This is a genomic window from Citrifermentans bremense R1, assembly GCF_000426865.1.
Taxonomy (GTDB): domain Bacteria; phylum Desulfobacterota; class Desulfuromonadia; order Geobacterales; family Geobacteraceae; genus Geomonas; species Geomonas bremensis.
On record NZ_AUGE01000010.1, the window covers coordinates 95087 to 120250 of the forward strand.

General features: G+C 62.1%; 23 protein-coding genes. 12 read left to right on the forward strand and 11 right to left on the reverse strand.

The window, feature by feature from the left end; translation table 11 throughout:
* Window positions 1–2: 2 nt before the first annotated feature.
* The 10 genes from K419_RS0108300 to K419_RS0108355 form a co-directional block, all read right to left on the reverse strand.
* Window positions 3–920 (reverse strand): transketolase family protein, encoded by a 918-nt coding sequence (locus tag K419_RS0108300; protein ID WP_026841181.1) that lies wholly within the window; start codon window positions 918–920, stop codon window positions 3–5.
* Window positions 917–1702 carry a transketolase gene (locus K419_RS0108305; protein WP_035497033.1) on the reverse strand — a complete coding sequence of 262 codons (786 nt, stop codon included), beginning with the start codon at window positions 1700–1702 and terminating at the stop codon, window positions 917–919. The genes K419_RS0108300 and K419_RS0108305 overlap by 4 nt, the downstream gene beginning before the upstream one ends.
* Before the next feature lies 1 nt (window position 1703).
* Window positions 1704–2657, reverse strand: coding sequence for a glycosyltransferase family 9 protein (locus K419_RS0108310; protein WP_026841183.1), 954 nt, complete (start codon window positions 2655–2657; stop codon window positions 1704–1706).
* 14 nt (window positions 2658–2671) lie between these two features.
* Entirely contained in the window at window positions 2672–3751 is a 1080-nt protein-coding gene (locus tag K419_RS0108315) for a radical SAM protein (protein ID WP_026841184.1), read from the reverse strand.
* On the reverse strand, window positions 3751–4647 hold the full coding sequence (locus K419_RS21795) for a radical SAM protein (protein ID WP_198013098.1): 897 nt from the start codon (window positions 4645–4647) through the stop codon (window positions 3751–3753). Before K419_RS21795 ends, K419_RS0108315 begins: the two co-directional genes overlap by 1 nt.
* Window positions 4648–5134: 487 nt before the next feature.
* Window positions 5135–7963 (reverse strand): glycosyltransferase family 2 protein, encoded by a 2829-nt coding sequence (locus K419_RS22780; protein ID WP_051292929.1) that lies wholly within the window; start codon window positions 7961–7963, stop codon window positions 5135–5137.
* A 199-nt stretch (window positions 7964–8162) separates the two neighbouring features.
* Complete coding sequence (locus K419_RS0108340; RefSeq protein ID WP_026841185.1) at window positions 8163–9359, reverse strand: tetratricopeptide repeat protein; 1197 nt, start codon at window positions 9357–9359, stop codon at window positions 8163–8165.
* A 102-nt stretch (window positions 9360–9461) separates the two neighbouring features.
* A complete protein-coding gene (locus K419_RS0108345; protein ID WP_026841186.1) occupies window positions 9462–11234 on the reverse strand; it encodes a tetratricopeptide repeat protein in 1773 nt (590 codons plus the stop codon).
* A 311-nt stretch (window positions 11235–11545) separates the two neighbouring features.
* Window positions 11546–12463: a glycosyltransferase family 61 protein gene (locus K419_RS21810; RefSeq protein WP_035497035.1), complete on the reverse strand. Its 918-nt coding sequence runs from the start codon at window positions 12461–12463 to the stop codon at window positions 11546–11548.
* Window positions 12464–12533: 70 nt separating this feature from the next.
* Window positions 12534–13400 carry an EamA family transporter gene (locus K419_RS0108355; protein WP_026841187.1) on the reverse strand — a complete coding sequence of 289 codons (867 nt, stop codon included), beginning with the start codon at window positions 13398–13400 and terminating at the stop codon, window positions 12534–12536.
* Between the two features lie 149 nt (window positions 13401–13549).
* On the opposite strand from K419_RS0108355, the gene K419_RS0108360 reads away from it, so the two are divergent.
* Complete coding sequence (locus K419_RS0108360) at window positions 13550–14266, forward strand: cytidylate kinase-like family protein (RefSeq protein ID WP_026841188.1); 717 nt, start codon at window positions 13550–13552, stop codon at window positions 14264–14266.
* Here the strand turns inward: K419_RS0108360 and K419_RS0108365 are convergent.
* Window positions 14251–15105 (reverse strand): metallophosphoesterase, encoded by an 855-nt coding sequence (locus K419_RS0108365; RefSeq protein ID WP_026841189.1) that lies wholly within the window; start codon window positions 15103–15105, stop codon window positions 14251–14253. The genes K419_RS0108360 and K419_RS0108365 overlap by 16 nt on opposite strands.
* Before the next feature lie 181 nt (window positions 15106–15286).
* Here K419_RS0108365 and K419_RS0108370 point away from each other — a divergent pair, with 181 nt between their 5' ends.
* The 11 genes from K419_RS0108370 to hisD all read left to right on the forward strand — a co-directional run bounded on the left by K419_RS0108370 (window position 15287) and on the right by hisD (window position 25129).
* On the forward strand, window positions 15287–15685 hold the full coding sequence (locus tag K419_RS0108370; protein ID WP_012532143.1) for a peptide chain release factor family protein: 399 nt from the start codon (window positions 15287–15289) through the stop codon (window positions 15683–15685).
* A gap of 402 nt (window positions 15686–16087) precedes the next feature.
* The gene (gene rho, locus K419_RS0108375; protein ID WP_012532142.1) at window positions 16088–17335 is read left to right on the forward strand and encodes a transcription termination factor Rho; all 1248 of its coding nucleotides are present in this window, start codon (window positions 16088–16090) and stop codon (window positions 17333–17335) included.
* Between the two features lie 98 nt (window positions 17336–17433).
* The gene (gene rpmE, locus K419_RS0108380; RefSeq protein WP_026841190.1) at window positions 17434–17652 is read left to right on the forward strand and encodes a 50S ribosomal protein L31; all 219 of its coding nucleotides are present in this window, start codon (window positions 17434–17436) and stop codon (window positions 17650–17652) included.
* 99 nt (window positions 17653–17751) lie between these two features.
* Complete coding sequence (thyX, locus tag K419_RS0108385; protein WP_012532140.1) at window positions 17752–18441, forward strand: FAD-dependent thymidylate synthase; 690 nt, start codon at window positions 17752–17754, stop codon at window positions 18439–18441.
* A 47-nt stretch (window positions 18442–18488) separates the two neighbouring features.
* A complete protein-coding gene (locus tag K419_RS0108390) occupies window positions 18489–19394 on the forward strand; it encodes a DUF1385 domain-containing protein (RefSeq protein ID WP_026841191.1) in 906 nt (301 codons plus the stop codon).
* Between the two features lie 71 nt (window positions 19395–19465).
* Window positions 19466–20539 (forward strand): peptide chain release factor 1, encoded by a 1074-nt coding sequence (gene prfA, locus K419_RS0108395; RefSeq protein ID WP_026841192.1) that lies wholly within the window; start codon window positions 19466–19468, stop codon window positions 20537–20539.
* A gap of 75 nt (window positions 20540–20614) precedes the next feature.
* Window positions 20615–21472, forward strand: coding sequence for a peptide chain release factor N(5)-glutamine methyltransferase (gene prmC / locus K419_RS0108400; protein WP_026841193.1), 858 nt, complete (start codon window positions 20615–20617; stop codon window positions 21470–21472).
* A gap of 69 nt (window positions 21473–21541) precedes the next feature.
* On the forward strand, window positions 21542–22807 hold the full coding sequence (gene murA / locus K419_RS0108405) for a UDP-N-acetylglucosamine 1-carboxyvinyltransferase (RefSeq protein ID WP_026841194.1): 1266 nt from the start codon (window positions 21542–21544) through the stop codon (window positions 22805–22807).
* Between the two features lie 100 nt (window positions 22808–22907).
* On the forward strand, window positions 22908–23546 hold the full coding sequence (gene hisG, locus K419_RS0108410) for an ATP phosphoribosyltransferase (RefSeq protein WP_026841195.1): 639 nt from the start codon (window positions 22908–22910) through the stop codon (window positions 23544–23546).
* A gap of 11 nt (window positions 23547–23557) precedes the next feature.
* The gene (locus tag K419_RS0108415; RefSeq protein WP_026841196.1) at window positions 23558–23809 is read left to right on the forward strand and encodes a hypothetical protein; all 252 of its coding nucleotides are present in this window, start codon (window positions 23558–23560) and stop codon (window positions 23807–23809) included.
* A gap of 30 nt (window positions 23810–23839) precedes the next feature.
* Window positions 23840–25129 carry a histidinol dehydrogenase gene (gene hisD, locus K419_RS0108420; RefSeq protein WP_026841197.1) on the forward strand — a complete coding sequence of 430 codons (1290 nt, stop codon included), beginning with the start codon at window positions 23840–23842 and terminating at the stop codon, window positions 25127–25129.
* Window positions 25130–25164: the final 35 nt, after the last annotated feature.

The window sequence follows — 25164 nt, forward strand, 5'->3', positions numbered from 1 at the left end:
GGCTACTCTCCCCGGTGCCGCCGCACCGCCTCCGCTATCGCCCCGGCCGAAATACCGAACTCCTTCCTCATCCCCTGGGTATCGCGCACCTCGTGGATGAAGTGGGGGGGGATCCCTAGCCGCTTCAGTTTCCAGCCGGGCTCATGCTCCGCCTTCAGCTCGGCGAGGATGTTCCCCAGCCCGCAGCTTGCGTAGTGTTCCTCCACGCAGACGACGCGCTTTACCGGGGCGAGGAGCCGGAGCAGCGCCTCCTGGTCCAGGGGCTGCAGCATGGGGAGCGAGACGACCATCGGCCTCACCCCCTCACGCTCCAGCTCCTCCCGGGCCCGGAGCACCTCGTCGATGATCGACCCGTGGCAGATGAGCGCGACCTCGGACCCCTCCGCCAGAAGCTGCGGCTTGGTGAGGTCGGCAAGCTCCTGCCGGTGCACGTCTGGCTCGCCCCGCTTGGCCAGGCGGACGTACACCGGGGCCTTGGCGTCGAGCGCGAAGCGGGCCGCGGCGCGCGCCTCCACCGGGTCGATGGGGGAGATGACGGTCAGGTTGGGCAGCGTCCTCGCTATGCCGATATCCTCGACGGAGTAGTGGGTCATCCCCATGGGGGCGTAGGTCACGCCGCTGCCGATCCCGGTGAGCACCAGCGGGAGGTCCTGGTAGCAGATGTCGTTGCGGACCTGCTCGAAGCAGCGGTACAGGACGAAGGGGATGATGTTGTAGAGGACCACCTTGTACCCGGTGATGGAGAGCCCGGCGGCGAAGCTGATCATGTTCTGCTCCGCGACCCCCAGGTTCAGGAAGCGGTCCGGGTACTCCTCCTTGAACTGGTCGAAGACCCCCAGCCCCGCGTCCCCGCTGATGATGAAGATGTCGTCGCGCGAGCCGCACGCCTCGATTATGGTGTTTATGAAGTTATTTCTCATGCCAGCTCTTCCATTGCGGTCTTCAGGTGTTCGTCGGTGACGATGAAATAGTGCCAAACGAGTTGGTCTTCCATGAAGGAAACCCCTTTCCCCTTGAAGGTGTTGGCGATGATCACCTTGGGCCTGCCGTGGCTCTCCCGCGCCAGCGCGAACTTGAGGGCGTCGTGGTCGTGGCCGTTCACCTCGCAGGCGTTCCAGCCGAAGGCCTCCCACTTCTCACGCATCGGCTCGCAGGAGCAGATCTCGGTCGGCCTGCCGTAACCCTGCAGGTTGTTTCTGTCGATGATGACGGTGAAGTTGTCCAGGCCGAGCTTGGGGGCGAAGAGGGCCCCCTCCCAGATCGATCCTTCCTGGGATTCCCCGTCCCCGACGACGGCGAAGACGCGGCGGCCGCTTTGCTGCTTCTTGAAGCCGTAGGCTATGCCGAGCCCCATGTTGAAGCCGTGCCCCAGAGACCCGGAAGAGACCTCGACCCCTTTTCCCTTGCAGCGGTCCAAGTGTGCCGGGAGCGTGCCGCCGTTTTGGTAGTAGCCGAGGATGTCCTTGTCGGTGAGGATCCCGCGGGCGGCGAGAGTGCTGTAGAGCGCCATGGCGGCGTGCCCCTTGCTCAGGATGCAGATGTCCCGTTCTTCCCAGGGGTCTAGCCGCAGTTCGTTGAAGTAGAGGGTGGCGAGGATGTCGGCGCAGGAAAGGCAGGAGCCGACATGGGGGCTTTTGGTCCGGTTCGCCATCTCGACGATGGTCCTGCGGATCTGGGTGGCTTTCTCGGCAATAGGGTGCATCCTAGCTCTCCTGGGAGGACGGCAAGAGCTCTCTGGCCGCTTTTTCGATGCTGTCGCAGGTGATGTGGGTCATGCAATACTGGCCGCTCTGGCACTTAGGGGCGCCGCACGGCATCTGTTCGCAGCCGACCGGGGACCGGATCACCCTGCAGCCGTTGTAGAAGTAGACCTCGTTGGGGTCGGTGGGGCCGAACACCCCGAGCACCTTCTTGCGGAAAGCGAAGGCGAGGTGGAGCCCGAGGCTGTCGTTGGAGATGATCGTCCGGCAGGAGTGGATCCAGTCCATGTATTGGTAGAGGTTCTTGTTACCCTGCTGCCAGGAGACGGAGTAGCCCGCCGCCACCAGGCGCTGTTCCAGCTCCTTCCAGGTTTCCATCGGGAGCGCCTTGTACGGCCATTTCGAGCCCACCTCGTAATTGAAGCCGAAATCGTAGGCGATCTCGGACTTCGGCGTGTAGCCGACCATGTACTCCTGCTCGTTCCAGGGGACGCCGAGCATCTGGATCAGCACCTGCTGCCAATACCCCTTGTTCTTGTCCGACTTCTTTCCCTCGATGTAGCTGATGAAGTCGAGCCCCTTTTCGTAACCGTGGTAGCACCCCGTGTTGCTGTCGAAGCGGAAGCCGTACTTAACCCAGGCGTCGATCATGTCGGAAAGGGCGCAGACGCCGGCGATCTTCTCCAGGTTGATCAGTACGTCGAATTTTTCTTTCATGAGCTGGAAGGGGACGAAGCCGTCCCAGACCATGATCCTGTCGATCAGGCTGTTTCCGAGCAGCAGCTGTTCGGCGTGCTCCGTCACCAGCCAGGTGATGTGGGAGTCGGGGTATTTTTCCTTCAGAGCCCTGAGGATCGGCGTGGTCCTTAGCACGTCGCCCAGGCTCGGCACCCTCCCGATCTCCGGGTCGAGGGTTTCGGAATAGCCTAGTTTGACGATGAGAATCTTGGTGCACATATGCTGCTCCCGGCTTAAATGAAGTTGATATGTTCCGGCTTGTCGTCCAGGAACTCGAGGAACTCGTTGATGCGTGCCATGCGGCAGTTGACGCGGCACTCGTGGTCGATCTCAAGCTCCTTCTCGGCGAAGTCGATCGATTCCCCGCGCTTGTCCCCGAAGAGAATCTCCGACATCCGGGTCTGATAGATGTTGCCGACGCTGAAACGTTCGTCGTTGATGTAGACGCTGCAGCTGTAGAAGTCCCCCCGTGAGGAGATGTAACCCCAGAAAGGTAGCGCGCGGCAGTGGCTGAACTTTTGGGCGCTCTCGGCATAGGCGTCGGTGGCCGCCTTCCTGAAGATGATCCTGGTGGGGCCGCTCGTGCCGAAACGCTCGATCTTCAGGGCGATGTCGTCGATCATCTCCCTGGTGTAGGTGAAGCCGCTCTTGTTCAGCATCTGAGGGTGCTCGGAGTACGGTTTGAAACTCAGGTAGTCGACCCCGATGCCGGAGTAAAGGGAAAGCGCCGGCTCGATGTCCTGCAGATTCTGCCTGATCATCAGGAACTGCACCCCTACCGTGACCGGGAGCTTCTGCCTCTGTTTGGCGAGCATCGCCTCCTTGAGGGAGGCAATGGTGCGCTGGAAGGCGCCCGGCTTCACGCCGTGCACCACCTGGTAGGTCTCGCTGGTGGCCGCGTCGATGCTGAAGCGGATCCAGGTGAGGGAAGGGAGTAGCTTCTCCCATAGCTCAGTTGTGCCGGACATCCCGTTGGTGGTGACGGAGACATCGATCCCCGCCTCTTTGGCCCGGGCGGCTATGAGCGGGAGGTCCGGGTGCAGCAGCGGCTCCCCCTCACCGGCGAACATGACGCTTTTGACCCCCAGGGCCGCCATCTCTTCGATCCGGCGCAGCAGCACCTCGGTCTCCAGGATCACGCGCTCGCCGCGGATGAAGTCCAGGCCGCAGAAGATGCATTGGTGATTGCAGTAGGAAAGAGGGCTGATTTCGACGTAGATGGGGGGCACCAGGCGGTCCTTCTGCCAGGCGGCGACCCGGTCCAGGTGCCAGAAGAGTTTATGCCCGTCCAGGGCGAAGCAGTCCGCGGCCATCAGTTCTTCCCGTTTATGTTGCGTATTTCCACGCTGGTGTGCCCGAAGATTTGGAACCTGTTGGTCTTCACTTTGACGTCGCAGGGGTTGCAATCTCCGTACCACGCACAGGGGCGGAATTCGTCCAGCCACTCCTCGTTGAAGGCGTCGTCGAGGATGTGGGCGATCGGCTCCCTGCCCCGGTAGAGGTCGGAGTGGCAGCGATAGACGTAACCGGTGGGGTCCACTATGACCTCGGTGGTGCGGCATTCGCACTCTTTCATCTCGGACCCGGAGACGCAGCCGTCGTACCTGAAGGTTCCGTGCATCTCCCCTTGGTGCTCTCCCAGGAACTCCTTGGTCCTGAAGTCCAGTCCCAGCGCCAGGCACTTCGCCTGGACCTCCTTGATATGGCCCTGAATCCCGGGGTCCGGGTGCTCGATCCCGTAGAGCCCTATCCTGAAACCGGCTTCCTGGAGCTTCAGCGTCTTCCCAATCAGGTCCTCTATCTGGTTTTGGCCGGGGTGGTAGCTGACGCGGATGGCGGCGTAGGGGGCTTCCCTGGTGAAGCGCCAGATGGGGACCTCCCTGATGAACCGGTCCACGTCGAACATCATGTTGGTCATCAGGTCCATCTTGAGTTCCGGCTTCACCTCGTTGACGAAGCGGTAAAACCCGGGGTAGAGGGTCGGCTCCCCTCCCTGCAGCGTGAGCGGCAGGTCGGGGCGGAGCACCAGTCGGTCGGCTGCTGCCACCCAGTCTGCGGCCGACATCTGCCTGCGTCCCGCCTGCTTGGCCCGGGAGCCCCGGTCGTGCAGGTTGATGCAGTAGCTGCAGCTAAGGTTGCAGGCGAAGCTAAGGAAAAAAGCGACGTAGTTGTGGTCCGGCTTAGGCGTGATAGGGGGGTGCATTTCCATCTAGTGACCTCTCAAGGTGCGGTGCGCTGCAGCCTTTGCATGAAATCTCGAACTCCCTTGCGGGACTACGCACATCTACTCCTGACGGCTGCAGCCTGCGCAGGGCTGCCCCGGCGGACACGGACAGCGCGGGGCCAGGTGGGGGCCGGTTGTTGGGAAGGGCGCCCTGACCTCGCAACCGCGGCAGGCGCTCCAAGTGAGGCTTCTGGGGGGATTTGGTAGCACGTTCCGAAGTATCTGGTGCCGGCAAAGGCTTCTGTTTGGCAGATATCGGGACATCCATCGATCTCTGTTACTGGCAGATGTCTTATGACTGAAGTGTTCAAGCAGTAGCTTCCTTCGTAGAGCCGCGAAATTGGTAGTAATTAATTATTACGGCTGGGGGGATTGTCTCGGTGTAGAGAGCAAGCATCGTGCCGACACTCATAACATGCTGGAAAGCAGTCGTATAAGGTTCAGTGTCTGCGAGGAGTCAACTTTTTGAAACTCAGTAACTGCCTGCTGGCAACTTTGACAGTACCTTCACGACCCTATAGTTGCGCGGCAGTTTCCGCGCCATCAACCTGAGGGTCACCGGTTGTTCCCCGCATGCGACCTCTTCTTCCTGGGCGAACATGGGGAATCGGTCCACCCGGGTCGCTAGCGAGAACCCAGCCTGCTGCAGGTAGTGGCGCAGGGATTCCTCGTTCAGCCCGACCCCGCCAGCTGCCAGTTTTCGCAGCACCGAAAGCCGATCCTCAAAGGGAAGCTCTTCCTTGTCCAGCAGGTGCCGCGCCAGCAGGTCCAGATCCGTCACGCTCAGGTACAGCGTGCCGAAGTTTCTCAGTACCCGGTACAGTTCTTCGACCACCAGAAGCGGGTCCGTTTCGGCGGCAAGGCGGTCCAGCAGCCGGCAGGCGTAGATCTCGGCGATGGAGCGGTCCGCCAACCCCGACAGCTGCGAGAGGACCCCTGGGGTGCAGCAGATCTTCTCCCACCCAAAAGCCGCGGTTCCCTCCCCCAGATGCAGCCTGCGCGGGTGGGGGAAGGAGGGGGAGGGCGCCTGAGCGACCGTCTCGGCCGACGCCGATGCAGAGCCGTTGCGCCAAAAGACCTGGTAGGAGAACCTGATCCCTTCCGTCACGCTCCCGACCGCCAGGGTGGACGGGTCCAGGGAGACCTGCTCGAAAGGTACAAAAGTGGTGCCGGCGGGAACCCCGGTGCAGAAGCCGTCCAGCAACGGGCTCTTGCAGTAAGTCCCGTGGTTGTACAGGACCTCGAAGCAGTGGAGGGACCATGCTTCCTCCTTGAGCGTCCCTGTCAGGTTGCGGCAGCTCCTTTCCAGGGACGGCTCCGGCGTGACCGGCTCCGCCGCGGTGATGCCGATGGCCAGATCGAAGTAGCGCTCCGGTAGCTCGAGGCCCGCCGAGTCGATTTCGCCTGCCACCAGGCGGCAGCGGCTTTGCTGCAACCGGGAGGAGAAGGCTTGGGGGAGGCAAAGCTGCCAGAATTCGTAATCGCGATGGGCCGCGTCAATAATCGCCTCGCACCCCTCGCCCAGCACCAGTATCCGTGCCCGTTTGGGGAGGTTCTGCCGAAGGAAGGCGTAGAGGAGCAGCGCCTGGTACTCCGGGATGTCGCAACGGGCCGGGTCGATCCGGCGGCCGAAGAGTTCCTGGTCGTACTCCTGGAAAAAGGGGAAGTGGGTACGGCGGGAATAGATGAAGAAGCCGAACCGCTCAGGCTGCAGGCGGCTTCCGGCGCGCGCGACGACTTGGGCGACCTGCAGCGGCTCGGGGGGGGCAAGGAGCTTTTCCTCGGGCAGCCCTGCGAAATATGCCCGCTCCCTTGCCACGATGCGCTCCGCTTCTTGGGCGTATTGTTCGCTGGCTGCCTCCGACCTCTGCCCCTCTCCCGGATGGCTGCGGAACCCCCCCAGGGAGGCGTTCAGCGTGTGCAGCCGGGCGTGGCGGAAGAAGTGGGCCCAAAGTTCCATGTCTGCTGCCAGCGGGAAGGAGGGGTCCAGTGTTCCACCTGCTTCGTCCCAAAGCGTTCTGCGCCAGAAGGTCGATTCCTGCTGGATGTACGGTAGGTTCACTTCTCCCTTGAGGTACTTTTCGCGGCTGTAAACGGGGGGGGCGGCGGCAAAGGCGGAGATCTTGCCATCCTTGTCCCAGAGGGTCGGGCTCCCCGTGACCCAGCGCAGCTCCGGAAAGGCCCCGAAAGCGTCGGCCACCAGCCAGAGCGCGCCCGGGTGGTACTTGTCGTCCGAGTTGAGCCAGGCCATGATCTCTCCGGTGGAGATCCAGAAGCCCATCTGCACCGCATGGTACTGCCCGAAGTCCCGCCTGCTGTGCCAGTAGTTCAGGTGTTTGGAATACTTGGCGATGATCTCCGCTGAGCCGTCCGTGCTCCCGCCGTCCATGACGATGTATTCAAGGTTGGGGTAGTTCTGGGAGAGAACCGAGTCGATGCACTCTTCGAGGTATTGCTTCTGGTTGAACGAGGGGGTGACGATGGAAATTTTGGGAAGCTCACTTTGGGTGAGGATGTCGAAACGGGCGGGCTTTTGCCGGAGCGGATAATCGATCAGCGGCGGGGGGGTGCTCCGGTGTGGTGCGGGGGGGAGGTTCAGAGCGATTTCCCGGTCGATGGCCTGGCAGCACTGAGCAACGTATTCGTCGCGGTTTTTGTTGCAGCGCTGCTCCATGCTGTAGCAGCGGAAGCCGCCGGTAAGCGCGTTCACCGTGTGTAGCGCCGCGTGCCGGCTCATGCGCAGCCAGAGCTCGAAGTCCGCGGCGAGACTCAAGGAGGTGTCCAGGCTGCCTCCCGCCTTTTCCCAGAGCGACCTGCGCCAGAAGGTCGCCTCCTGCATGACGAAAAGGGTCTCCTTGCGGATCCGGTCCTTGTCGAGCAAAAGGTCGTGGCACCAGGTTTCGTCGATGTGGCCGAAGGAGGCGATGTCTCCTTTGAGGTCGAACCCGACCCGCTTTCCGGTCAGGAACTCCACTTCCGTAAAAGAGGAGAAGAGCTCGCCCACCACGGCGAGACCGCCTCTGTGCAGCATGTCGTCAGCGTTCAGCCACCCCATGACCGGGTTTGCCGATCTGCTGAACCCTTCGTTTATCGCCTGGTACTGTCCGCCGTCCGGCCTGCTTTGCCAGTAGGTCAGATGCCTTTGATACTTCTTGATGATGTCGACGGAGCCGTCGGTGCTCCCGCCGTCCATGATGATGTACTCGAGGTCGGGGTAGTCCTGGCTCAGGATGGAATCGATGCACTGCTCTAGGAAAGGCGCCTGGTTGAACGAAGGGGTGACTATGGTGATCCCGAGCATGGTGCTCCTTTTTCAGGTCTGCGTGCCGTGGCGGCGTCCTTGGGAAGTGCTGGTTAAGTAAAGGGATTAAGCAGAAATCATGCCATATAGGGGGGCACGGCGCGGCGCCGGCTCCCCGAACGCGCGGTGCCGGCGTGCGGTCCCGCGTTCGAAGGAGCCGAGGGGATACTTGTGCGCCCAGGGAGCCTGGGGGAAAGGGTCAGAAAGGCCCCTCTGCCGCGCCGTCGAACTCGTCGGCCGTAGGGTCCATGACCTTGCCCCTGGCGTCGGTGCCGGAGAACTTGAAGACCATGTGGGAAGGGTCGATGGTGGCGTTGCCGGTGTCGTTCTGGCTCAAAAGGAAGGTCACAACCGCCGTCCTCTGCTCAGGGTCGTAGGTGACGCTGGTAGGGTTTTGCGGGATGTAGGCCTCGGTTGGGACCACCGGCTGCAGGTTGTTGTAGTAGCCTGCCGCGCCCCCCGTCGCCTTGCTGATGGTCCAGTTGCTGGTGTCCTGCACGGAATCGGCGTCCATGGCGGAGTCGAAATAGAAGGTGAGGCTGAATTGCTTGGACTGGTTGGGCAACGTTGTCGTTGCGTCAATGCCTAACATCCCCAAAAGGGCGGTGCCGGCGCCCAGGGCGGCACTGAAGGTGTCGGTCTCTCCACCTCCTGCGGAAACGAGCTTCGGCTGGGCGATGGTCAGCTTGAGCAGGGCCCCTTGGGTCGAGTTCAACCTGGTGAGGGTGTCGACCTCTTTCTGCGCGTTGGTGGTGTCGCCCAAGGCGGCATAGGCGACGCCGAGCTCGAAATGCGCGGCTTCCATCTTGGGGCGCAGTTTCACGGCCTGGGTAAGCTGCTTCACCGCGTCGGCGTACTTCCCTTCTTTGTTGTAGAGCGCGCCCAGGGAATAGTAGGGGTTGGGGTCGGTGGGGGCCATCCTGGAGACCTTCTTGAACTGGGTCTCCGCCTCGCCGTAGCGCTCGGTCTGCACGTAGAGCTGCCCGAGCGTATAGGGGGCGAGGGTGTCGGTGGGGTTCAGCTTGGCGGCGTCCTTGAACTCCCTCTCGGCCAGGTTGTACTTCTTCTGCTGCAGGTAGATGTTTCCTAGGCTCGTGTGTATGGCGTCCTGGGTCGGGTCGAGCGCCAGCGAGTTCTTGTAGGTCTTGATCGCCTCGTCGGTCTTCCCCTGGGCCTGGTAGGCGCTGGCCAGGAACTTGTACGCCTGCGTGTTGGTGGGGTCCATGGAGATGGCGCGCTTCAGCTCGCCGGTGGCGCGGGCGTAATCCTTCTTCTGGTAAAAGGCGAGGCCCGAGCTCAAGGCTCCGTTGGCCAGCTGCGCCCGCTGTGAGTCCTGCGAGGCGAGGGTGCTGAACATGTCGTCCATGTAGTCCCATGCCGTTCTCTGCGTTGCCATAACTACCTCCGCGAAAGGCTCTTGAGCCGAATCACTTATCGGCATCCCAGGGGGAAAACTTTAGTGAAAAAGCACCCCGGGGAGCCGGCCGTGACGACGCCATCAGCCGTTCGCCACCTCCTTCAGGCTGTTGAGGCAGTCGCGGGCATCGCGGTTCCACGGCTCCAGGTTGATCACCTTGCCGTAGAAGCTCTGCGCCTCTGCCGGGCGGTCCAGCATGGTGCAGATCTTTCCGAGCCCCATCAGCGTCTCGATGTTCTTGGGCTCCCTGCGGAGCTGTTCCAGGTAGATGGCGATGGCCCCGTCGACGTCGTACCCTTCGACGAAGTAGAAGTCGGCCAGGTTCTTCTGGAAGGTGCTGTTTCCTGGCGCCAGTTCCGCCGCCTTCTCGTAGTGGGTGCGCGCCTTTTCCTTGTCCCCCTGCTGGTAGGCCAAGACGGCCAGGTCGTTGTGGGCTGGAGCGAAGTCGGGGTAAGAGGAGAGGATCAGCTTCAGTTCCTGGAACGCCCCGTCCAGGTCCCCCTGGGAGACCAGTTCCTGGGACCTCTGGTAGCGCTCCTCGGCGGAAAGATCGTCGACTTCTGCAGCCGTGGGCTGCGGCTCTTCCGTCCTCTGGCGCAGCGCGGTCAGTTGCTGCCGTGCGGCCTGGTTCCAGGGCTCGATCTCCAGCGCCCTCTGATAGAAGGAATCGGCCTCGGCGGGCTGCCCCACGCTCTCGCAGATGATCCCCAGGTTCAGCAGGGTCTCGACGTCGCGCGGCGACTGCTCCAGGAGCTTCAGGTAGATCGCTATCGCCTCGTCGGCCTCTCCCGCCTCGACGAAGAGGATGTCGGCCAGGTTCTTCAGATAGACGCTCTCTTTGGGATCGAGCCAGACCGCCTCGCGGTAATGCTTGAGCGACTGCTCTTTCTCTCCTAGCTGATAGCTGACGGCTGCCAGGTCGTTGTGGGCCACGGCATGTTTGGGGAAGCGCGCCAGGTGCTCACGGAGCGCCGCTGCGGCACGCTGCGGGTCTTCTCCGGTGATGAGGGGGCGCAGTTCCTGGTACGCCTGGTCCGCCCCTTTCAGTTCCGAGTTCGCCGTTTTCTGCTGCCCGGCGGTTTGGGTCGAGGCAGCCGCCGCGTTCTGGCTGTAAACCGGCGCGTCCGGCGCGGGTTGGGGGCGCGCCTGTGGTTGGGCCGCCTGGACCGGCGCCTGGTTCGCGGTGATCAGCTTGAGGCCGGTGAACTCCTCCAGGTGCAGGATGCGGAAGCGCTCCACTACCTTGAGCATGAACTCGCGGGTCCCGTGGTTCGGGTACCCCTGCGGCAGGAAGCCTACGCTGTCGTGCAGTTCTCTGCGCCATACCGGGTGCGGGGCCACCTCGGAGAGCTGGGCCAGCTGCTGGGAGGTGTAGTCGGGCCAGATCACCTTGCCGTAGCTAGTATGGCTGGCGAAGCTCTCGTGGGGGATGGCGGTGAAGCAGGTGTCGCCGTAGGCGAGCATGGCGGTGGGGTTTCCCTCCAGGGCCGCCGTCAAGAGCTCATAGGCGTCTCGCTTGAGGCGGTCGGTTGCCTCCAGGAGTGTCGCGTATTTGCCCGAGGCGATCCTGAGCGCCATTTCGACCCCCTTGCCGCCTGCGGCCGCCGGAAGCTTCAGGGAGATCAGGTTCGGGTGGATCTTCTGCAGGTCGGCCACCACGGCCCATTCGCACTGCTCCGACCCCTGGTCGACCACGATCACCTCCATGCGGTTGGAGATGCTTTGCTGCATCAGTTCGCTAAGGCATTCCCTCAGGTGCGACTCCCTGTTGCTGGTGATCAGGATGGCGGAAAGAAGCGGCCCGTCTTGCAGGACCGCGACCGCGCCGCTGGGGCGGGTTACTAGCTGGCTCATGAGTATCTCCATTATGGTGGAATCGATCCCTGTTAGCTTGCCGCGCCAATTTTTGCAAGACGCGCGCAATAGGTACTCGGAAAGCAACTGCTATGCCAGTTGTGGAGCGGCCGGAGCGGGAAGGGCGCGCCCTGCTCGCGACACGAAGGGGACTGTTGCCGTCGGTTGCGCGCGGCAGAAGGGCTCGCGGGGTGGCAGGCTCCACTTGGGAGTCAGGTTCAAAGCGTTCCGCCGCCGCCCCGGTCAATAATTTGAATATTCGCGCCCATAGCCGGTGTCAATTAGCCGACAGCCAGCACGGGCACGCCCGGCTACCTCTGCGAGAGCTCCCTTTCCAGAGTCATTCCAAGTATCTGGCCGTGCACCTCGATGTCCATGACGTGCTGGTACCCTGTGTACATACAAGGGCTGGTGATCTGATAGTACCGGTGCCTGAGGTAGTCGCAGTGAAGGAGCACGCAGGGGTTGATGTAGGTCGGAGCGAAGAATTCGACTACCAGCGACTGTTCCTGCATGAAACCGCAGTGGGTGACGCCGGCCCCATGGGGCGCGACGATGGCCTCGGCGTTGCAGCTGTAGGCCAGCTGCTCCGACAGCGGCATTTCCTCAAGGCGCAGCATGGTGAAGCCGTATTTGCCCAGCATGGCGAGCAGGGCGTCCTCGTGCAGCACCTTGCGCAGGTTGTCGGGATGGCCGTTGCGGCTTAGGTACAGCCGGTGCCGCGGCGCCTCCTGGGCGAAGAGGGACCTGAAAACCTCGCGCACCTTCATTCTTGCGGGCATCCCCTCGGGATTGCCCCCCCGCTGCTTGGGGACCAAGCACATGCACTCCAGGTGGTAGTCGCACTCCTTGGCCACCACGATGCGGTCGGGCGGCACGCCGATAAGCCGCAGGGATTCCGCGGCAAAGGGGACGGGAGGGACCAGGTACCTGCCGTTGAAACCCTCCAGGTGGGCGGTCAGCGCCATAGTGAGCGTCTCGTTGCACCAGTGCCAGAAGTTGCAGCTCCAGTCGCCGTAAAGTGGCATCACCACCCCGTCGAGCCCCTCCAGTTCCCGGTTTTCGTGGTGCAAGAGCCAGATCAGTAGCTGGTCGTCCGCGAAGTTGGCGAAGCGGTTCACCACACATTTCCCCTGCAGGGGTATACCCTCTGGCCCGAAAAGGAAAACGTCCTTCAGAAACAATGGATTGGGTTCGCTGAAGCTGCGGCCGTTCATCACCTGGTACATCAAAACCCCCTTACGGTCCTTTTTCCCACCGGCAGGTTCAGCAAAAACCGTTCCGGCGCCCTCCTCGGATTCACCCCCCGACGACGATGAGGCAGACCCCGGCCAGCATGATGACGGTGGCGAGGAGCCCCCCTCGTTCCTGAAAGAGGTAGCGGCCGTAGATGACGCCGAACAAAAGGCTCAGCCTCTTGACGGCGATCATGTAGGCGACGTTGGTGAGGTTGATGGCGAAGACGTGGGTGAGCGCCTGCAGCGCGTAGAAGAGCGCAGGGAGAAGCGAAGCGCGGACGGTGCCGTTACGGACGATTTCCCGCAGCTCCCCCCTTCCCTTGTAGAGGGCGAACGGGGTGATGAAAAGCGCCAGGAGCGGCAGATAGATCGCGGCGAAGACCAGCGGGGAGGAAAGGTCGATGGCGCGCTTGCCGAGGGTGGAGGTGAAGCTGTAGATGGTGGCGACCCCCAGCATGCAAAGCGCCCCCTTTTCCTTCGCCAGCGCCTTGAGCGGAGCCAGCACCCCGTCCTGTCCGCGCCTGGCCTTGAGCAGGTACCCCCCGAGCGCTATCAGCAAAACGCCGGCGCTCCCGGCCGGGGAGATGCGCTCCCCGAGGAGCAGGAAGGGGACCACCAGCAACAAAAGCGGCGTAAGCGACAAAAACGGAAGGGTGAGCGAGAGCGGGGAGAGCTTCAAGGCCTTCGTGTACAGGAAGATGGCCACCGCCTCCAGGGGTAGCCCGGTGAGTATGCAGAGCCAGAATTCCCGCGACAAGTGCGGGATCTCCAGAAAGGGGAGAGGGATGAGGAACAGCGGCAGGGTGGGGAGGATCCGGGCCAGTGTGACCAGGTACTCGTTGTGGCCGTCAACCGCCTTCTTGGTGAGCGCGTCGCTGCTGGCCAGAAAGAATGCGGATAGGAGTGTGAGCGTGAACCATAGCGGCATGGTGGGAATGATAACGGAAAAACCTCCCCTTGCAGCGGCAGCCGGATCTTTTTCATTGGAAAAAAAGGGGGGCGGAGGTTGACTGGGGCGCGAAAAGCGGCCTAATTAGCGTAGCGGTCACAGCTATTTAACCTGTCAAGGAGGGTGCCATGGCCAAGAGCGTTTTGATCCCCGCCATCGAACAGAGGTTGCGCGGACTGATCGAGGTGAGCCGCAGGAACATAAGGGAGCACGGCTTCGTGGAGAGGGAGAGGCCGACGGTGACCTTGACCCGGGAATTCGGCTGTGAGGGGTATCCGGTGGCGGAGAAGCTGCAGCGTCTGCTGGAGCAAAGAAGCGGGGCGCCCTGGGTGGTGATGGACCGGGCGCTTTTGGATGCCGTCGCCAAGGACCACAACCTCTCGGAGGAGGTGCTTCAGAAGCTGGGGAGCAAGAACCGCTTTTTGGACGACATGCTTTCCACCTTTTCGCCGCGCTGGAAAAGCGACAAGGATTATTACCGGCTTTTGTCCCGGCAGATCATGGCTCTAGCCCAGGAGGGAAACGTGATATTGGTGGGAAGGGGGGCCGCCATACTCACCCAGGGGGTGGGCAACTGCTACCACTTCAGGATCGTGGCCCCGATGAGCTATAAGGTGAAGTCGGTGGCGGACCGGATGAATATCTCGGCCGAAAAGGCGCAGGACCTGGTCCGGGAACGGCAGGGTCAGCGAGACGCTTTCCTGAAGGACTTCCTGGGGCGGGACATTGCGGAGCCGACCCTGTACCATCTGCTCTTCAACAACGCGAGGCTTCCGGCAGGGCGCATGGCGGAGCTTATGGCCGAGGTGGTCCTCCCGGCCCAGGGTGGTCAGGCGACCCCGTAGTTTGTCCCCGGCCCCGCTTCCCGAAGCGGCACCAGGGTCGCCAGCACCACTTCCGGCCTGATGTTGACGCGTAGCGGAATCCAGCTTTCTCCGAGCCCCCCATTGACGATGAGGGAGGTAGTCCCCGAGCTGTAAAGGCCGTAGTCGTATTGGGGAAAGAGCCCCATGTCCGGGACGTAGGCGGCGCCGATAAGCGGGAGGCGGATCTGCCCACCGTGGGTGTGCCCGGCGAGCATCAGGTCGACCCCCTGGAGCGCCGCCTCAGGGAAGGGGTGCGGCGCGTGGGAGAGCAAAACACGTGGCGAGCTCGCGTCGGCCTTTATCAGCGCCTGGTCCAGCCGGGCCCTGCGGGTCACCGGGTCGTCCACCCCCGCCACCCAGAGCCGCGCCTTCCCGAAATTGAGCGGCACCGCTTTGTTACTCAGCACCTGGGCCCCGGCCCGGGAAAGTTTGTCGTTGTATTCCCCTATGCGGGAGAGGGCATATTCGTGATTGCCGGGGACCGAATAGACCGGCGCATTGGAAAAGCGGCGCATCCCCGCCAAGAGATCGAGCGCAGGTTTGAGGCTTGGGTTCTCCCCGACCACCAGGTCCCCAGTCAGCGCCACCAGGTCGAAGCGCAGGCGGCGCAGCAGTTCGAGAAGCCCCTCGTTCCCCTCCCCGAACTCCTTGTCGTGCAGGTCGGTCAGGTGCAGGATGGTGAACCCGGCAAGAGCATCGGGAAGATTTCTCACCGGCACCCGGTACCTGCGCACCGCCACCGACGACCTTTCCAGGTAGAGGTAGGGGAAAAGGGAAAATCCCCCCAGGAGAAACAGGCGCCTGCTGATCGCTGCCATAGCTACACGTCCTCCTCGGTAAAAAACCGAGCCAGAGTATATCAGTTTGCCGTTGCAGCGCCAGAAATCGTGAGTCGCGGCGAACCGGACGGGGGGGCGAAGCGGTGAGTCGCCAAAGAGTGGACGAGCTTTGACTTCCCGCTGCGCGGACGCTATGATGTCGCCTTTGACGGGGGGAGAGATGACCGAATTCGCGGTGAGCGAAGAGAAAAACCGCTGGCTTAAGGCGAAGATGGAAGAGCTGGGGGTGAGCGAGCAGCAGATCGAGGAGCGTTTCGTCCACGCCTCCGGGCGGGGCGGGCAGCACGTCAACAAGAGCTCCTCCTGCGTCTACCTCAAACATCTTCCCACCGGGGTGGAGGTGAAATGCATGGAGTCGCGAAGCCAGTCCCTGAACCGGTTCCTCGCCCGGCGTCTCCTGCTGGAGAAGATAGCTGGGGCGGGAGGGGGGCTGACCAAGAAGGAGCTGGCGGCGGAAAAACTGAAAAGACAGAAAGCCCGCAGAAAAAGGCGCTCCGGCGCGAAGTATGGCACGGCTTCTGCTACAGAAACACTGCCGGAGCCTGTAGAGGGAGAATAAAGGCGGTTTCCGGGCGGGGTGAGACAATATTTTGACCCGCCACCCCTTCGGCGCAACTGTCAGCAGCTCTACTGTGCGCCGTAGTTGCGGCGGTTCACACTCTCTTAGCAGCGGCAAAATGCCGGAAAAATAAAGTTGACAAGGTTATGCGCTGAAGGGTATAAATTCGCATTATCCTCAATCAGACCTTTGCAGATACCTTAATACCTCAAATATTTCTCATACCAATCGGTACCGATCACCTCAAAAGACTAAGCCAAGGTAATAATCAGATCCTTTACAGATAGCTCTTCGCCAACACCCCCGCATGCAATGCGTCATGCCCCCTTGGTGATACATTCCCGCATTCCCTATTAAGGCTTTTGCCGATAGCTCTATATTTGCGTCAACTCAGGAGAACAGATGAACCTACAGGAACTTAAAGAAAAGAAGATCAACGATCTCACTGCGATCGCCAAAGGGCTCAACATCGAGGGGGCTTCCAGTCTCAGGAAGCAGGACCTGATCTTTGCCATTCTCAATGCCCAGACTGAGAAGAACGGGATGATCTTCGGCGAGGGCGTTCTGGAGACGCTCCCTGACGGTTTCGGCTTTCTGAGGGCGCCGGACTACAACTACCTGCCGGGGCCGGACGACATCTACGTCTCGCCGTCGCAGATCCGCCGCTTCAACCTGCACACCGGCGACACGGTGGCGGGCCAGATCAGGCCTCCCAAGGAAGGGGAGCGCTACTTCGCCCTGCTGAAGGTCGAGACGGTGAACCACGAGTCCCCTGAGGTTGCGCGCGACAAGATCCTGTTCGACAACCTGACTCCGCTCTACCCGCAGGAAAAGCTGAAGCTTGAGACCACCCACGACAACATGTCGACCCGGGTCATGGAGCTCATCGCGCCGATCGGCAAGGGGCAGAGGGGGCTCATCGTGGCGCCCCCCAGGACCGGCAAGACGATGCTGATCCAGAATATCGCCAACTCCATCGCCATGAACCACCCCGAGGTGTTCCTGATCGTCCTTCTGATCGACGAAAGGCCCGAGGAGGTGACCGACATGCAGCGCTCGGTGAAGGGCGAGGTGATCTCCTCCACCTTCGACGAGCCGGCCTCGCGCCACATCCAGGTGGCCGAGATGGTCATCGAGAAGGCCAAGCGGCTGGTCGAGCACAAGCGCGACGTCGTCATTCTGCTCGACTCCATCACCCGCCTGGCCCGCGCCTACAACACCGTGATCCCGCCCTCCGGCAAGATCCTCTCCGGCGGCGTCGACTCCAACGCCCTGCATAAGCCCAAGCGCTTCTTCGGCGCGGCCAGGAACATCGAGGAAGGAGGCTCGCTCACCATCATCGCCACCGCACTCGTCGACACCGGCTCCAAGATGGACGAGGTCATCTTCGAAGAATTCAAGGGCACCGGCAACATGGAGCTCCACCTGGACCGGAAGCTGGTCGAGAAGAGGACCTTCCCCGCCATCGACATCAACAAGTCCGGCACCAGGAAGGAGGAACTCCTGATCGACAAGGCGTCCCTGAACCGGATCTGGATCCTCAGGAAGGTGCTGCACCCCATGAACGTGGTCGACTCCATGGAGTTCCTGATCTCCAAATTGCAGGGGACCAAGAGCAACCAGGACTTCCTCGATTCCATGAGCAAGTAAAAAAGTGTTGAAAGTTTCTGGGGAAGGTGCTATTTATGGCTACTTTCCGGCTTGACAATTAAGAGAGATAACGGGGTGCGCCCCGCGAGGAGGAAGATATGAAAGAAGGGATCCACCCCAAATACAACGAAATCACCGTGAAGTGCCTGTGCGGCAACAGCTTCGAGAGCCGTTCCACCAAAGCTGAGATCTCCACCGAGGTCTGCTCGCAGTGCCATCCGTTTTACACCGGCAAACAGAAGCTGATGGACACCGCCGGCCGCGTCGAGCGTTTCCGCAAGCGGTACAACATTGCGGCGGCGACCGAAGAAAGCTAGAGGCTTTCGCGTTTGCGAATCCGTACGAGGGGATTTTGTCGAAATGGCGAAATCCCCTTATTTCGTTTTCTCATACCCGCAAGCTTTTGAAGGATCTTCATGAAGGTTGCCCTTCTGCAACACACCCCCGAGCCCGAACGGAGCATCGCGCTGGCCGCGAGGCTTTGTTATTCGCAGGTCGACATCGAGGCGCTCAAGGAGAAGCTTTCCGGCGCCGACGTGAAAAAATTCCTGGACAAGATCATGTCGCTCGGGCACCAGTCGGTGCTGGAGCACGCATCGTTCACCTTCGGGGTGGACGGGATCTCGCGCGTCACCAGCCATCAGCTGGTGCGGCACCGGGTCGCTTCCTTTTCCCAGCAGTCCCAGCGCTACGTTTCCCACAAGGAACGCTTCGCGGTGGTCACCCCCCCGACTATTTCCGAAAATCCCGAGCACGCCCGGCTCTTCGAGGCGCAGGTGGCGGCTTTGCACGCGGCCTACGGGGCCCTGGTCGAGGCGGGTGTCCCGGCCGAGGACGCGCGCTACCTGCTGCCCAACGCCACCGAGACCAAGATCATCATCACCATGAACGCCCGTGAGCTCTTGCACTTCTTTGCCGTGCGCTGCTGCGAGCGCGCCCAGTGGGAGATCAGGGCCATGGCGGTGGAGATGCTCAGGCAGGTTCGGCCGATAGCCCCCACCGTTTTCGCTAAGGCCGGCCCCGGCTGCCTTGCTGGCCCCTGCCCGGAAGGCGCCATGTGCTGCGGCAAGATGGCGCAGGTGAGGGAATTCTTCGGGGAGATGTGAGACATCCCCCTCCCACCGAGTCACCCTTTCACAAACACGAGGTTACAGTGTCAAAGATAAACATAGGCGGACAGGCGGTACTTGAAGGAGTTATGATGCGGGCTCCCCGCTCGCTGGCCATCGCGGTGAGAAGGCCCGACGGCGACATCTCGGTCAAGAGCGAGACGGTCATTCCCCTTTCCGAGCGGTATCCCATCACCAAGCTCCCGATAGTCCGCGGCGCGGTGGCGCTCTTCTCCTCGCTGATCATCGGCATCAAGGCGCTCAACTTCTCCGCCAACGAGGCCATGGCCGAAGGGGAAGAGAAGGAGGAGGTCAACAACTGGGCCATCGCCGGGACTATGGCGGCAGCTTTCGGGTTCGGCATCCTCTTGTTCTTCATCATGCCGCTTTACCTCACCAAGCTGCTGATCCCCATCATCGGAGACTCCAACATCGTCTTCAACCTGGTGGACGGTCTGATCCGGGTGGTCGTGTTCCTCCTCTACATCCTCGGTATCTCCCGGATGGGAGACATCAAGCGGGTCTTCCAGTACCACGGCGCCGAGCACAAGTGCATCTTCACCTTCGAGGCGGGGGAGGAGTTGACGGTCGACAACGTCCGCAAGTACAGCTGCCTGCACCCGCGCTGCGGCACGAGCTTCCTGTTGATCGTGATGCTGGTGAGCATCCTGGTGTTCTCGCTGATACCGAAGCTTTGGCCCTTCTACCTGAAGGCGGGATCCAGGGTGGTGCTGCTTCCGGTCATCGCCGGCCTCTCCTACGAGGTCCTCAAATGGACGGCGAAGCACGACAATCACGCGCTGGTCAAGTTGATCATCTCCCCGGGACTGGCCCTGCAGCGGCTCACCACCGGCGAGCCGGACGACAGCCAGATCGAGGTGGCGATCAAGTCGATGGAGGTGGCGCTGGAGCTGAACGGCGGCCACAAGGACGACCGGCTGGTGGTGTAGATCCCTTCCGCCGCGAGCAGGAGTGACGAAAATTCGGCCCTATGGGGCTTTTGAGGTTTTATAAAATGTCCATGTTTGAAAAGATAGCCGAGCTGGAAAGACGTTTCGAGGAGCTGGAATCGCTCCTGTCGGACCCCGAGGTGCTGGGGAACCAGACAGAGTTCAGAAAGCTCTCCAAGGAGCATTCCGGCCTTGCCGAGCTGGTTGCCGCCTACCGGGAATACAAGAAGATACTTTCCGACATCGACGACAACAAGGAACTCCTGAAGGAGCCGGACCAGGAGATGCGCGAGATGGCGCAGGCCGAGCTTTTGTCCCTGGAGGCGCGGCGCGAGGTACTCGAAGGCGAGATCAAGTTGCTGCTCCTTCCCAAGGACCCCAACGACGACAAGAACGTCGTGCTCGAGATCCGCGCCGGAACCGGCGGGGACGAGTCCGCCCTCTTCGCCGGGGACCTGTTCCGCATGTACTCCCGTTTCGCCGAGACCAACCGTTGGCGCGTCGAGATCATCTCCGCCTCCGAGTCGGAGAAGGGTGGCTTCAAGGAGGTGATCGCGCTGGTCGAGGGGACCGGGGTCTTCGCCAAGCTGAAGTACGAGTCGGGAACCCACCGCGTGCAGCGCGTCCCCGAGACCGAGGCGCAGGGGCGGATCCACACCAGTGCCTGCACCGTCGCGGTCATGCCCGAGGCGGAGGACGTCGACATCGACATCAACCCTGCCGACCTGAAGATCGACGTCTACCGTTCCTCCGGCGCCGGCGGGCAGCACGTCAACACCACCGACTCCGCGGTCAGGATCACCCATATCCCTACCGGGACAGTGGTCGCTTGCCAGGAAGAGCGCAGCCAGATCAAGAACCGTGCGAAAGCCATGAAAGTATTGAAGTCCAGGATCCTGGACAACATCCTCATGGAGCAGAACGCGAAGCTTGCCGCCGACCGCAAGAGCCAGGTGGGGAGTGGGGACCGCAGCGAGCGCATCAGGACCTACAACTTCCCTCAGGGGAGGATGACCGACCACAGGATCGGCCTGACCCTGTACCGTCTGGACGCCATCATGGCCGGCGACATCGCCGAGATCGCCGACTCCCTGCGCCAGCACTACCAGATGGAAGCGCTGCAGGCCCAGAGCGAGGGGATGTAACAGCGCCGTATCAGTTCCAGCGCGTCCACCAGGTCCACAAAGTCCACCAGGTCCATGAGGTCCACAAAACAAGCCATGACCGCCAACGCCGAAAAATGGGACGTCCTCAAGGTTCTTAACTGGACCAAGGGGTACCTCGCCGAAAAGGGTGTAGAGAACCCCCGCCTGGAGGCGGAGTGGATGCTCTGCGAGGCGCTTTCGCTGGACCGGGTGGGGCTCTATCTCAACTTCGACAAGCCTCTTTCCGACGCCGAGCTCGCCCTCTACCGCGGCATGGTGGCCCGGCGCGGCAGGCGCGAACCGCTGCAGTACATCCTCGGTAGCCAGGAGTTCATGGGGCTCGAATTCCGGGTCACCCCCGCCGTCCTCATCCCGCGCCACGACACCGAGGTGCTGGTGACCGAGGCGGTGAAGAGGGGGGAGGCGTGCCGCAGCATCCTCGACATCGGCACCGGGAGCGGCTGCGTCGCCGTTGCCGTCGCCAAGGCGCTCCCTGAGGCCGAGGTCTACACCGTGGACGTTTCCGCAGATGCTATCGAGGTGGCCCGGGGGAACGCGGAGCGAAACGGGGTCTCCGTGCAGTTTTTCCAGGGATCGCTGTTCGAGCCGTTTGCCGGGAAGCGCTTCGATATGTTAGTATCCAACCCGCCCTACATCATTTCGGCCGACCTCGCCACACTGCAGCAGGAGGTGCGCGACTTCGAGCCGGTGGGCGCCCTCGACGGGGGAGGCGACGGGCTCGATTTCTACCGGCGCATCACGGCCGACGCCCCGGCGTACCTCAATCCGGGAGGCTGGCTCTTGTTCGAAGTGGGGGCCGGGCAGGCGGGGGAGGTGCTGGAGCTCTTGACCTCCGGCGGCTTCAGCAACGAAAGGTTCAGCCAGACCGATCCCGCAGGTATTGAGCGGGTGGTAGGCGGCAGGCTCGCGTAACAGTTCCATAGATGCGGCGATCTCGCCCGGAGACGGGGAGACCAACAGAGAAAAGCAAAAGAGGTAACAGTGGAAAAACTGGTAATTAAAGGTGGCAACAAGCTCTCCGGAGAAGTGACCGTAAGCGGATCCAAGAACGCTGCCCTCCCCATATTCATCTCCACCATCCTGGCTCCGGGATGCCACACCATCAGCAACGTTCCCTTCCTGAGGGACATCAACACCACCATCAAAGTGCTGGAGAAGCTGGGGGCGACGGTCGACGGCAGGGGGAACGTGGTAAAGATCGACACCACCAACCTGAACAGCTTCGAGGCGACCTACGACCTCGTGCGCACCATGCGCGCTTCGGTCCTCGTGCTCGGCCCGCTCCTGGCGCGCTTCGGCCAGGCCCGCGTCTCGCTTCCCGGGGGATGCGCCATCGGCGCCCGCCCCATCAACCTGCACCTCAAAGGGCTCGCCGCGCTGGGCGCGGAGATCACCCTGGAGCACGGCTACGTCGAGGCGAAGGCGAAGAAGCTTAAAGGGGCGCGCATCAACTTCGACATCTCCACCGTCGGCGGCACCGAGCAGCTCCTGATGGCTGCGGCCACGGCGCAGGGTGAGACCATCCTGGAGAACGCGGCGCGCGAACCGGAGATCGTCGATCTCGCCGAAATCCTGATCAAGATGGGGGCCGACATCGACGGCGCCGGCACCGACACCATCCGCATCAAAGGGGTCGAGGCGCTCGTTGCCGCCGAGCACGCCGTGATGCCGGACCGCATCGAGGCCGGGACCTTCATGATCGCCTCCGCCATCACCGGCGGCGACATCAAGATCAAGAACATGCGCCTTGACCACCTAGACGCCCTCTCCTTCAAACTGCAGGACGCCGGCGTCGAGATCACCAACAAGGACAACATGGTCCGCGTCAAGGGTCCCAAGAAGATCCGCAACGTGAACATCAAGACGAGGCCCTACCCCGGTTTCCCCACCGACATGCAGGCCCAGTTCATGGCGCTCATGTGCATCGCCGAGGGGGCCAGCGTCATCTCGGAGAACATCTTCGAGAACCGCTTCATGCACGTTTCCGAGCTGCTTCGCTTCGGCGCAGACATCATCTGCGAGGGGAACAGCGCCACGGTGAAGGGGGTCAAGAAGCTCTCCGGGGCTCCGGTCATGGCCACCGACCTGCGCGCATCCGCGTCGCTGATCCTGGCCGCCCTCGCCGCCGACAACACCAGCGAGATCTCCAGGATCTACCATCTCGACCGGGGCTATGAGAGCATCGAGAAGAAGCTCGCCGGCCTCGGCGCCGACATAGCCCGCGTCCCGAACGAAGAAGGCCCCTAGCTGCAACGCTATCCCGGTGGAGCGCTCCCCGCGCCTCCACCGGGCCATTAAACCCATGGTCCACCAGTTCAACCTTGCCATGCTCCCACGGAGTTGTTAAATGCCCGATTTCATCACCATCGCCATCCCCAAAGGCCGCATCCTCCAGGATTCCGTCGCCCTCTTCCAGAAGATCGGTATCGACTGCGAAGAGCTCCTCTCCGACACCCGCAAGCTCGTTTTCGAAAACCAAGAGCAGAAGATGCGCTACATGATCGTGCGCGCGACCGACGTCCCGACCTACGTCGAGTACGGCTGCGCCGATCTCGGCATCGTCGGCAAGGACACCCTGATGGAGGCGGAGAAGGACCTTTACGAGCCGCTCGACCTGAAGTTCGGCTACTGCCGCCTCATGGTGGCCGAACCGGTGGAGCTTTCCAGCAAGGACGACCCGTCCGCCTGGAACAACATCAGGATCGCCACCAAGTACCCCAATGTGACGGAGAAATACTTCGCAGCCAAGGGGATTCAGGTCGAGCTGATCAAGCTCTACGGCTCCATTGAGCTGGCACCGCTGGTAGGGCTTTCCGAGCGCATCGTCGACCTGGTCTCCACCGGCGAGACCCTGAAGCAAAACGGCCTGGCGGAGATCGAAACCATCGCCGAGATCACCTGCCGCCTCATCGTGAACCGCGCCAGCATGAAGACCAAGCACGAGAGAATATCCAAGATCATCGAGGGGCTGGAACAGCACATCTAGCGAGGTGCCGGGTGGAAAAAGAGCTGACCGAGGCGTTGCAGGATCTACGCAAGCAGCTGCAGGAGGCGGGGGCGGACGTAGTCGAGGGTGACCCGGCGAACCGGGACCGGCGCCTGACGGAGATCACCGAGCAGTTGAAGGGGCTTGCCGCGGTCTTAGCCCGGCTGGAGGAATCGCTGGCGGCCGCGTCCCTGGCCGCGCGCGCCCAGAAGAGCCAGGAGCTAGACCCGGAGATCCGGGCGATGTTAGAGAAGAACGATTGAATTCAATGCCATGATTCGCGAGGTCTAAAAATGCAGTTCCTCGACATTAGGGAAGCAGGTTTTCAGGCTAAATTCGACGCCATAGTTGAGCGCGGCGAGGAGTCCGGGCGCGAGGTCGAGGAGGTCGTCCTCGGCATCATCGCCGACGTCAGAAGCCGCGGCGACGAGGCGCTCCTGGAATACACCAGGCGCTTCGACATGCTTTCGTGCGACGCCGCCGGGCTCGAGGTGACGCCGGAGGAATTGGACAAGGCCATCGCCCAGGTGGACCCGAAAGACCTGGGGGCGCTCAAGCTCGCGGTGGAGCGGGTGGCCCGCTTCCACGAGAAGCAGAAGCAGCAGAGCTGGATCTCCACCGAGGAGAGCGACATCATGGTGGGGCAGAAGGTGACTCCGCTCGCCAAGGTCGGCATCTACGTCCCCGGCGGCAAGGCCTGCTACCCCTCCAGCGTGGTGATGAACGCAGTCCCCGCCAAGGTCGCGGGAGTACGCGAGATCGTCATGGTGGTGCCGGCCCCGGGCGGCGAGATGAACCCGCACGTATTGGCTGCGGCGAAACTCTCCGGCGTGGACCGCGTCTTCCGCATCGGCGGCGCCCAGGCGATAGCGGCGCTGGCCTACGGCACGGCCACCGTCCCCAAAGTCGACAAGATCACCGGCCCCGGCAACATCTATGTAGCCACCGCCAAGAAGCTCGTCTTCGGCCAGGTCGGCATCGACATGATCGCGGGGCCGAGCGAGATCCTGGTCATCAACGACGGCAGCGGCAACCCCGTCCATGTGGCGGCGGACCTCCTCTCCCAGGCGGAGCACGACGAGCTTGCCTCCTCGGTGCTGATCACCACCGACCGCAGCTTCGGCGAGCAGGTGGCGGCCGAGGTGGAGCGCCAGCTGAACGAGCTTTCGCGCCAGCCCATCGCGCGCAAATCCTGGGAATCCTTCGGCGTCATCATCGTGGCCGGGAACCTGGAGGAGGCGATCGCCTTTTCCAACCGGATCGCTCCCGAGCACCTGGAGCTCGCCGTCGAGAACCCCTTCGAGATCCTGCCGCTCATCACCAATGCCGGCGCCATCTTCATGGGGCACTACACCCCGGAAGCGGCTGGCGACTACCTGGCCGGACCCAACCACACCCTGCCCACTGGCGGAACGGCGCGCTTCTTCTCGCCGCTCTCCGTGGACGACTTCGTCAAGAAAAGCTCCATCATCCACTTCACCCGCGGCGGCCTTGAGCGCGTCGGCGAGGATATCGTCAGGATCTCCCGCCTGGAAGGGCTCGACGCCCACGGCAGGTCGGTGAGCCTCAGGTTGAAGAAGTAGCCTGCACTTTGCGTTGATAATTCCAAGGAGGAGAC

Bases quoted from the DNA above. Each gene is read 5' to 3' on its own strand.
- prmC (WP_026841193.1), top strand. From the start codon at position 20,615: ATGACCGCCAACGCCGAAAAATGGGACGTCCTCAAGGTTCTTAACTGG.
- thyX (WP_012532140.1), top strand. From the start codon at position 17,752: ATGAAGGTTGCCCTTCTGCAACACACCCCCGAGCCCGAACGGAGCATC.
- K419_RS0108370 (WP_012532143.1), top strand. From the start codon at position 15,287: ATGACCGAATTCGCGGTGAGCGAAGAGAAAAACCGCTGGCTTAAGGCG.
- K419_RS22780 (WP_051292929.1), bottom strand. From the start codon at position 7,963: ATGCTCGGGATCACCATAGTCACCCCTTCGTTCAACCAGGCGCCTTTC.
- K419_RS0108315 (WP_026841184.1), bottom strand. From the start codon at position 3,751: ATGGCCGCGGACTGCTTCGCCCTGGACGGGCATAAACTCTTCTGGCAC.
- K419_RS21810 (WP_035497035.1), bottom strand. From the start codon at position 12,463: ATGTACCAGGTGATGAACGGCCGCAGCTTCAGCGAACCCAATCCATTG.
- K419_RS0108305 (WP_035497033.1), bottom strand. From the start codon at position 1,702: ATGCACCCTATTGCCGAGAAAGCCACCCAGATCCGCAGGACCATCGTC.
- K419_RS0108355 (WP_026841187.1), bottom strand. From the start codon at position 13,400: ATGCCGCTATGGTTCACGCTCACACTCCTATCCGCATTCTTTCTGGCC.
- K419_RS0108360 (WP_026841188.1), top strand. From the start codon at position 13,550: ATGGCCAAGAGCGTTTTGATCCCCGCCATCGAACAGAGGTTGCGCGGA.
- K419_RS0108300 (WP_026841181.1), bottom strand. From the start codon at position 920: ATGAGAAATAACTTCATAAACACCATAATCGAGGCGTGCGGCTCGCGC.
- hisG (WP_026841195.1), top strand. From the start codon at position 22,908: ATGCCCGATTTCATCACCATCGCCATCCCCAAAGGCCGCATCCTCCAG.
- K419_RS0108340 (WP_026841185.1), bottom strand. From the start codon at position 9,359: ATGGCAACGCAGAGAACGGCATGGGACTACATGGACGACATGTTCAGC.
- K419_RS0108365 (WP_026841189.1), bottom strand. From the start codon at position 15,105: ATGGCAGCGATCAGCAGGCGCCTGTTTCTCCTGGGGGGATTTTCCCTT.
- K419_RS21795 (WP_198013098.1), bottom strand. From the start codon at position 4,647: ATGGAAATGCACCCCCCTATCACGCCTAAGCCGGACCACAACTACGTC.
- K419_RS0108310 (WP_026841183.1), bottom strand. From the start codon at position 2,657: ATGTGCACCAAGATTCTCATCGTCAAACTAGGCTATTCCGAAACCCTC.
- rpmE (WP_026841190.1), top strand. From the start codon at position 17,434: ATGAAAGAAGGGATCCACCCCAAATACAACGAAATCACCGTGAAGTGC.
- K419_RS0108345 (WP_026841186.1), bottom strand. From the start codon at position 11,234: ATGAGCCAGCTAGTAACCCGCCCCAGCGGCGCGGTCGCGGTCCTGCAA.
- rho (WP_012532142.1), top strand. From the start codon at position 16,088: ATGAACCTACAGGAACTTAAAGAAAAGAAGATCAACGATCTCACTGCG.
- prfA (WP_026841192.1), top strand. From the start codon at position 19,466: ATGTTTGAAAAGATAGCCGAGCTGGAAAGACGTTTCGAGGAGCTGGAA.
- hisD (WP_026841197.1), top strand. From the start codon at position 23,840: ATGCAGTTCCTCGACATTAGGGAAGCAGGTTTTCAGGCTAAATTCGAC.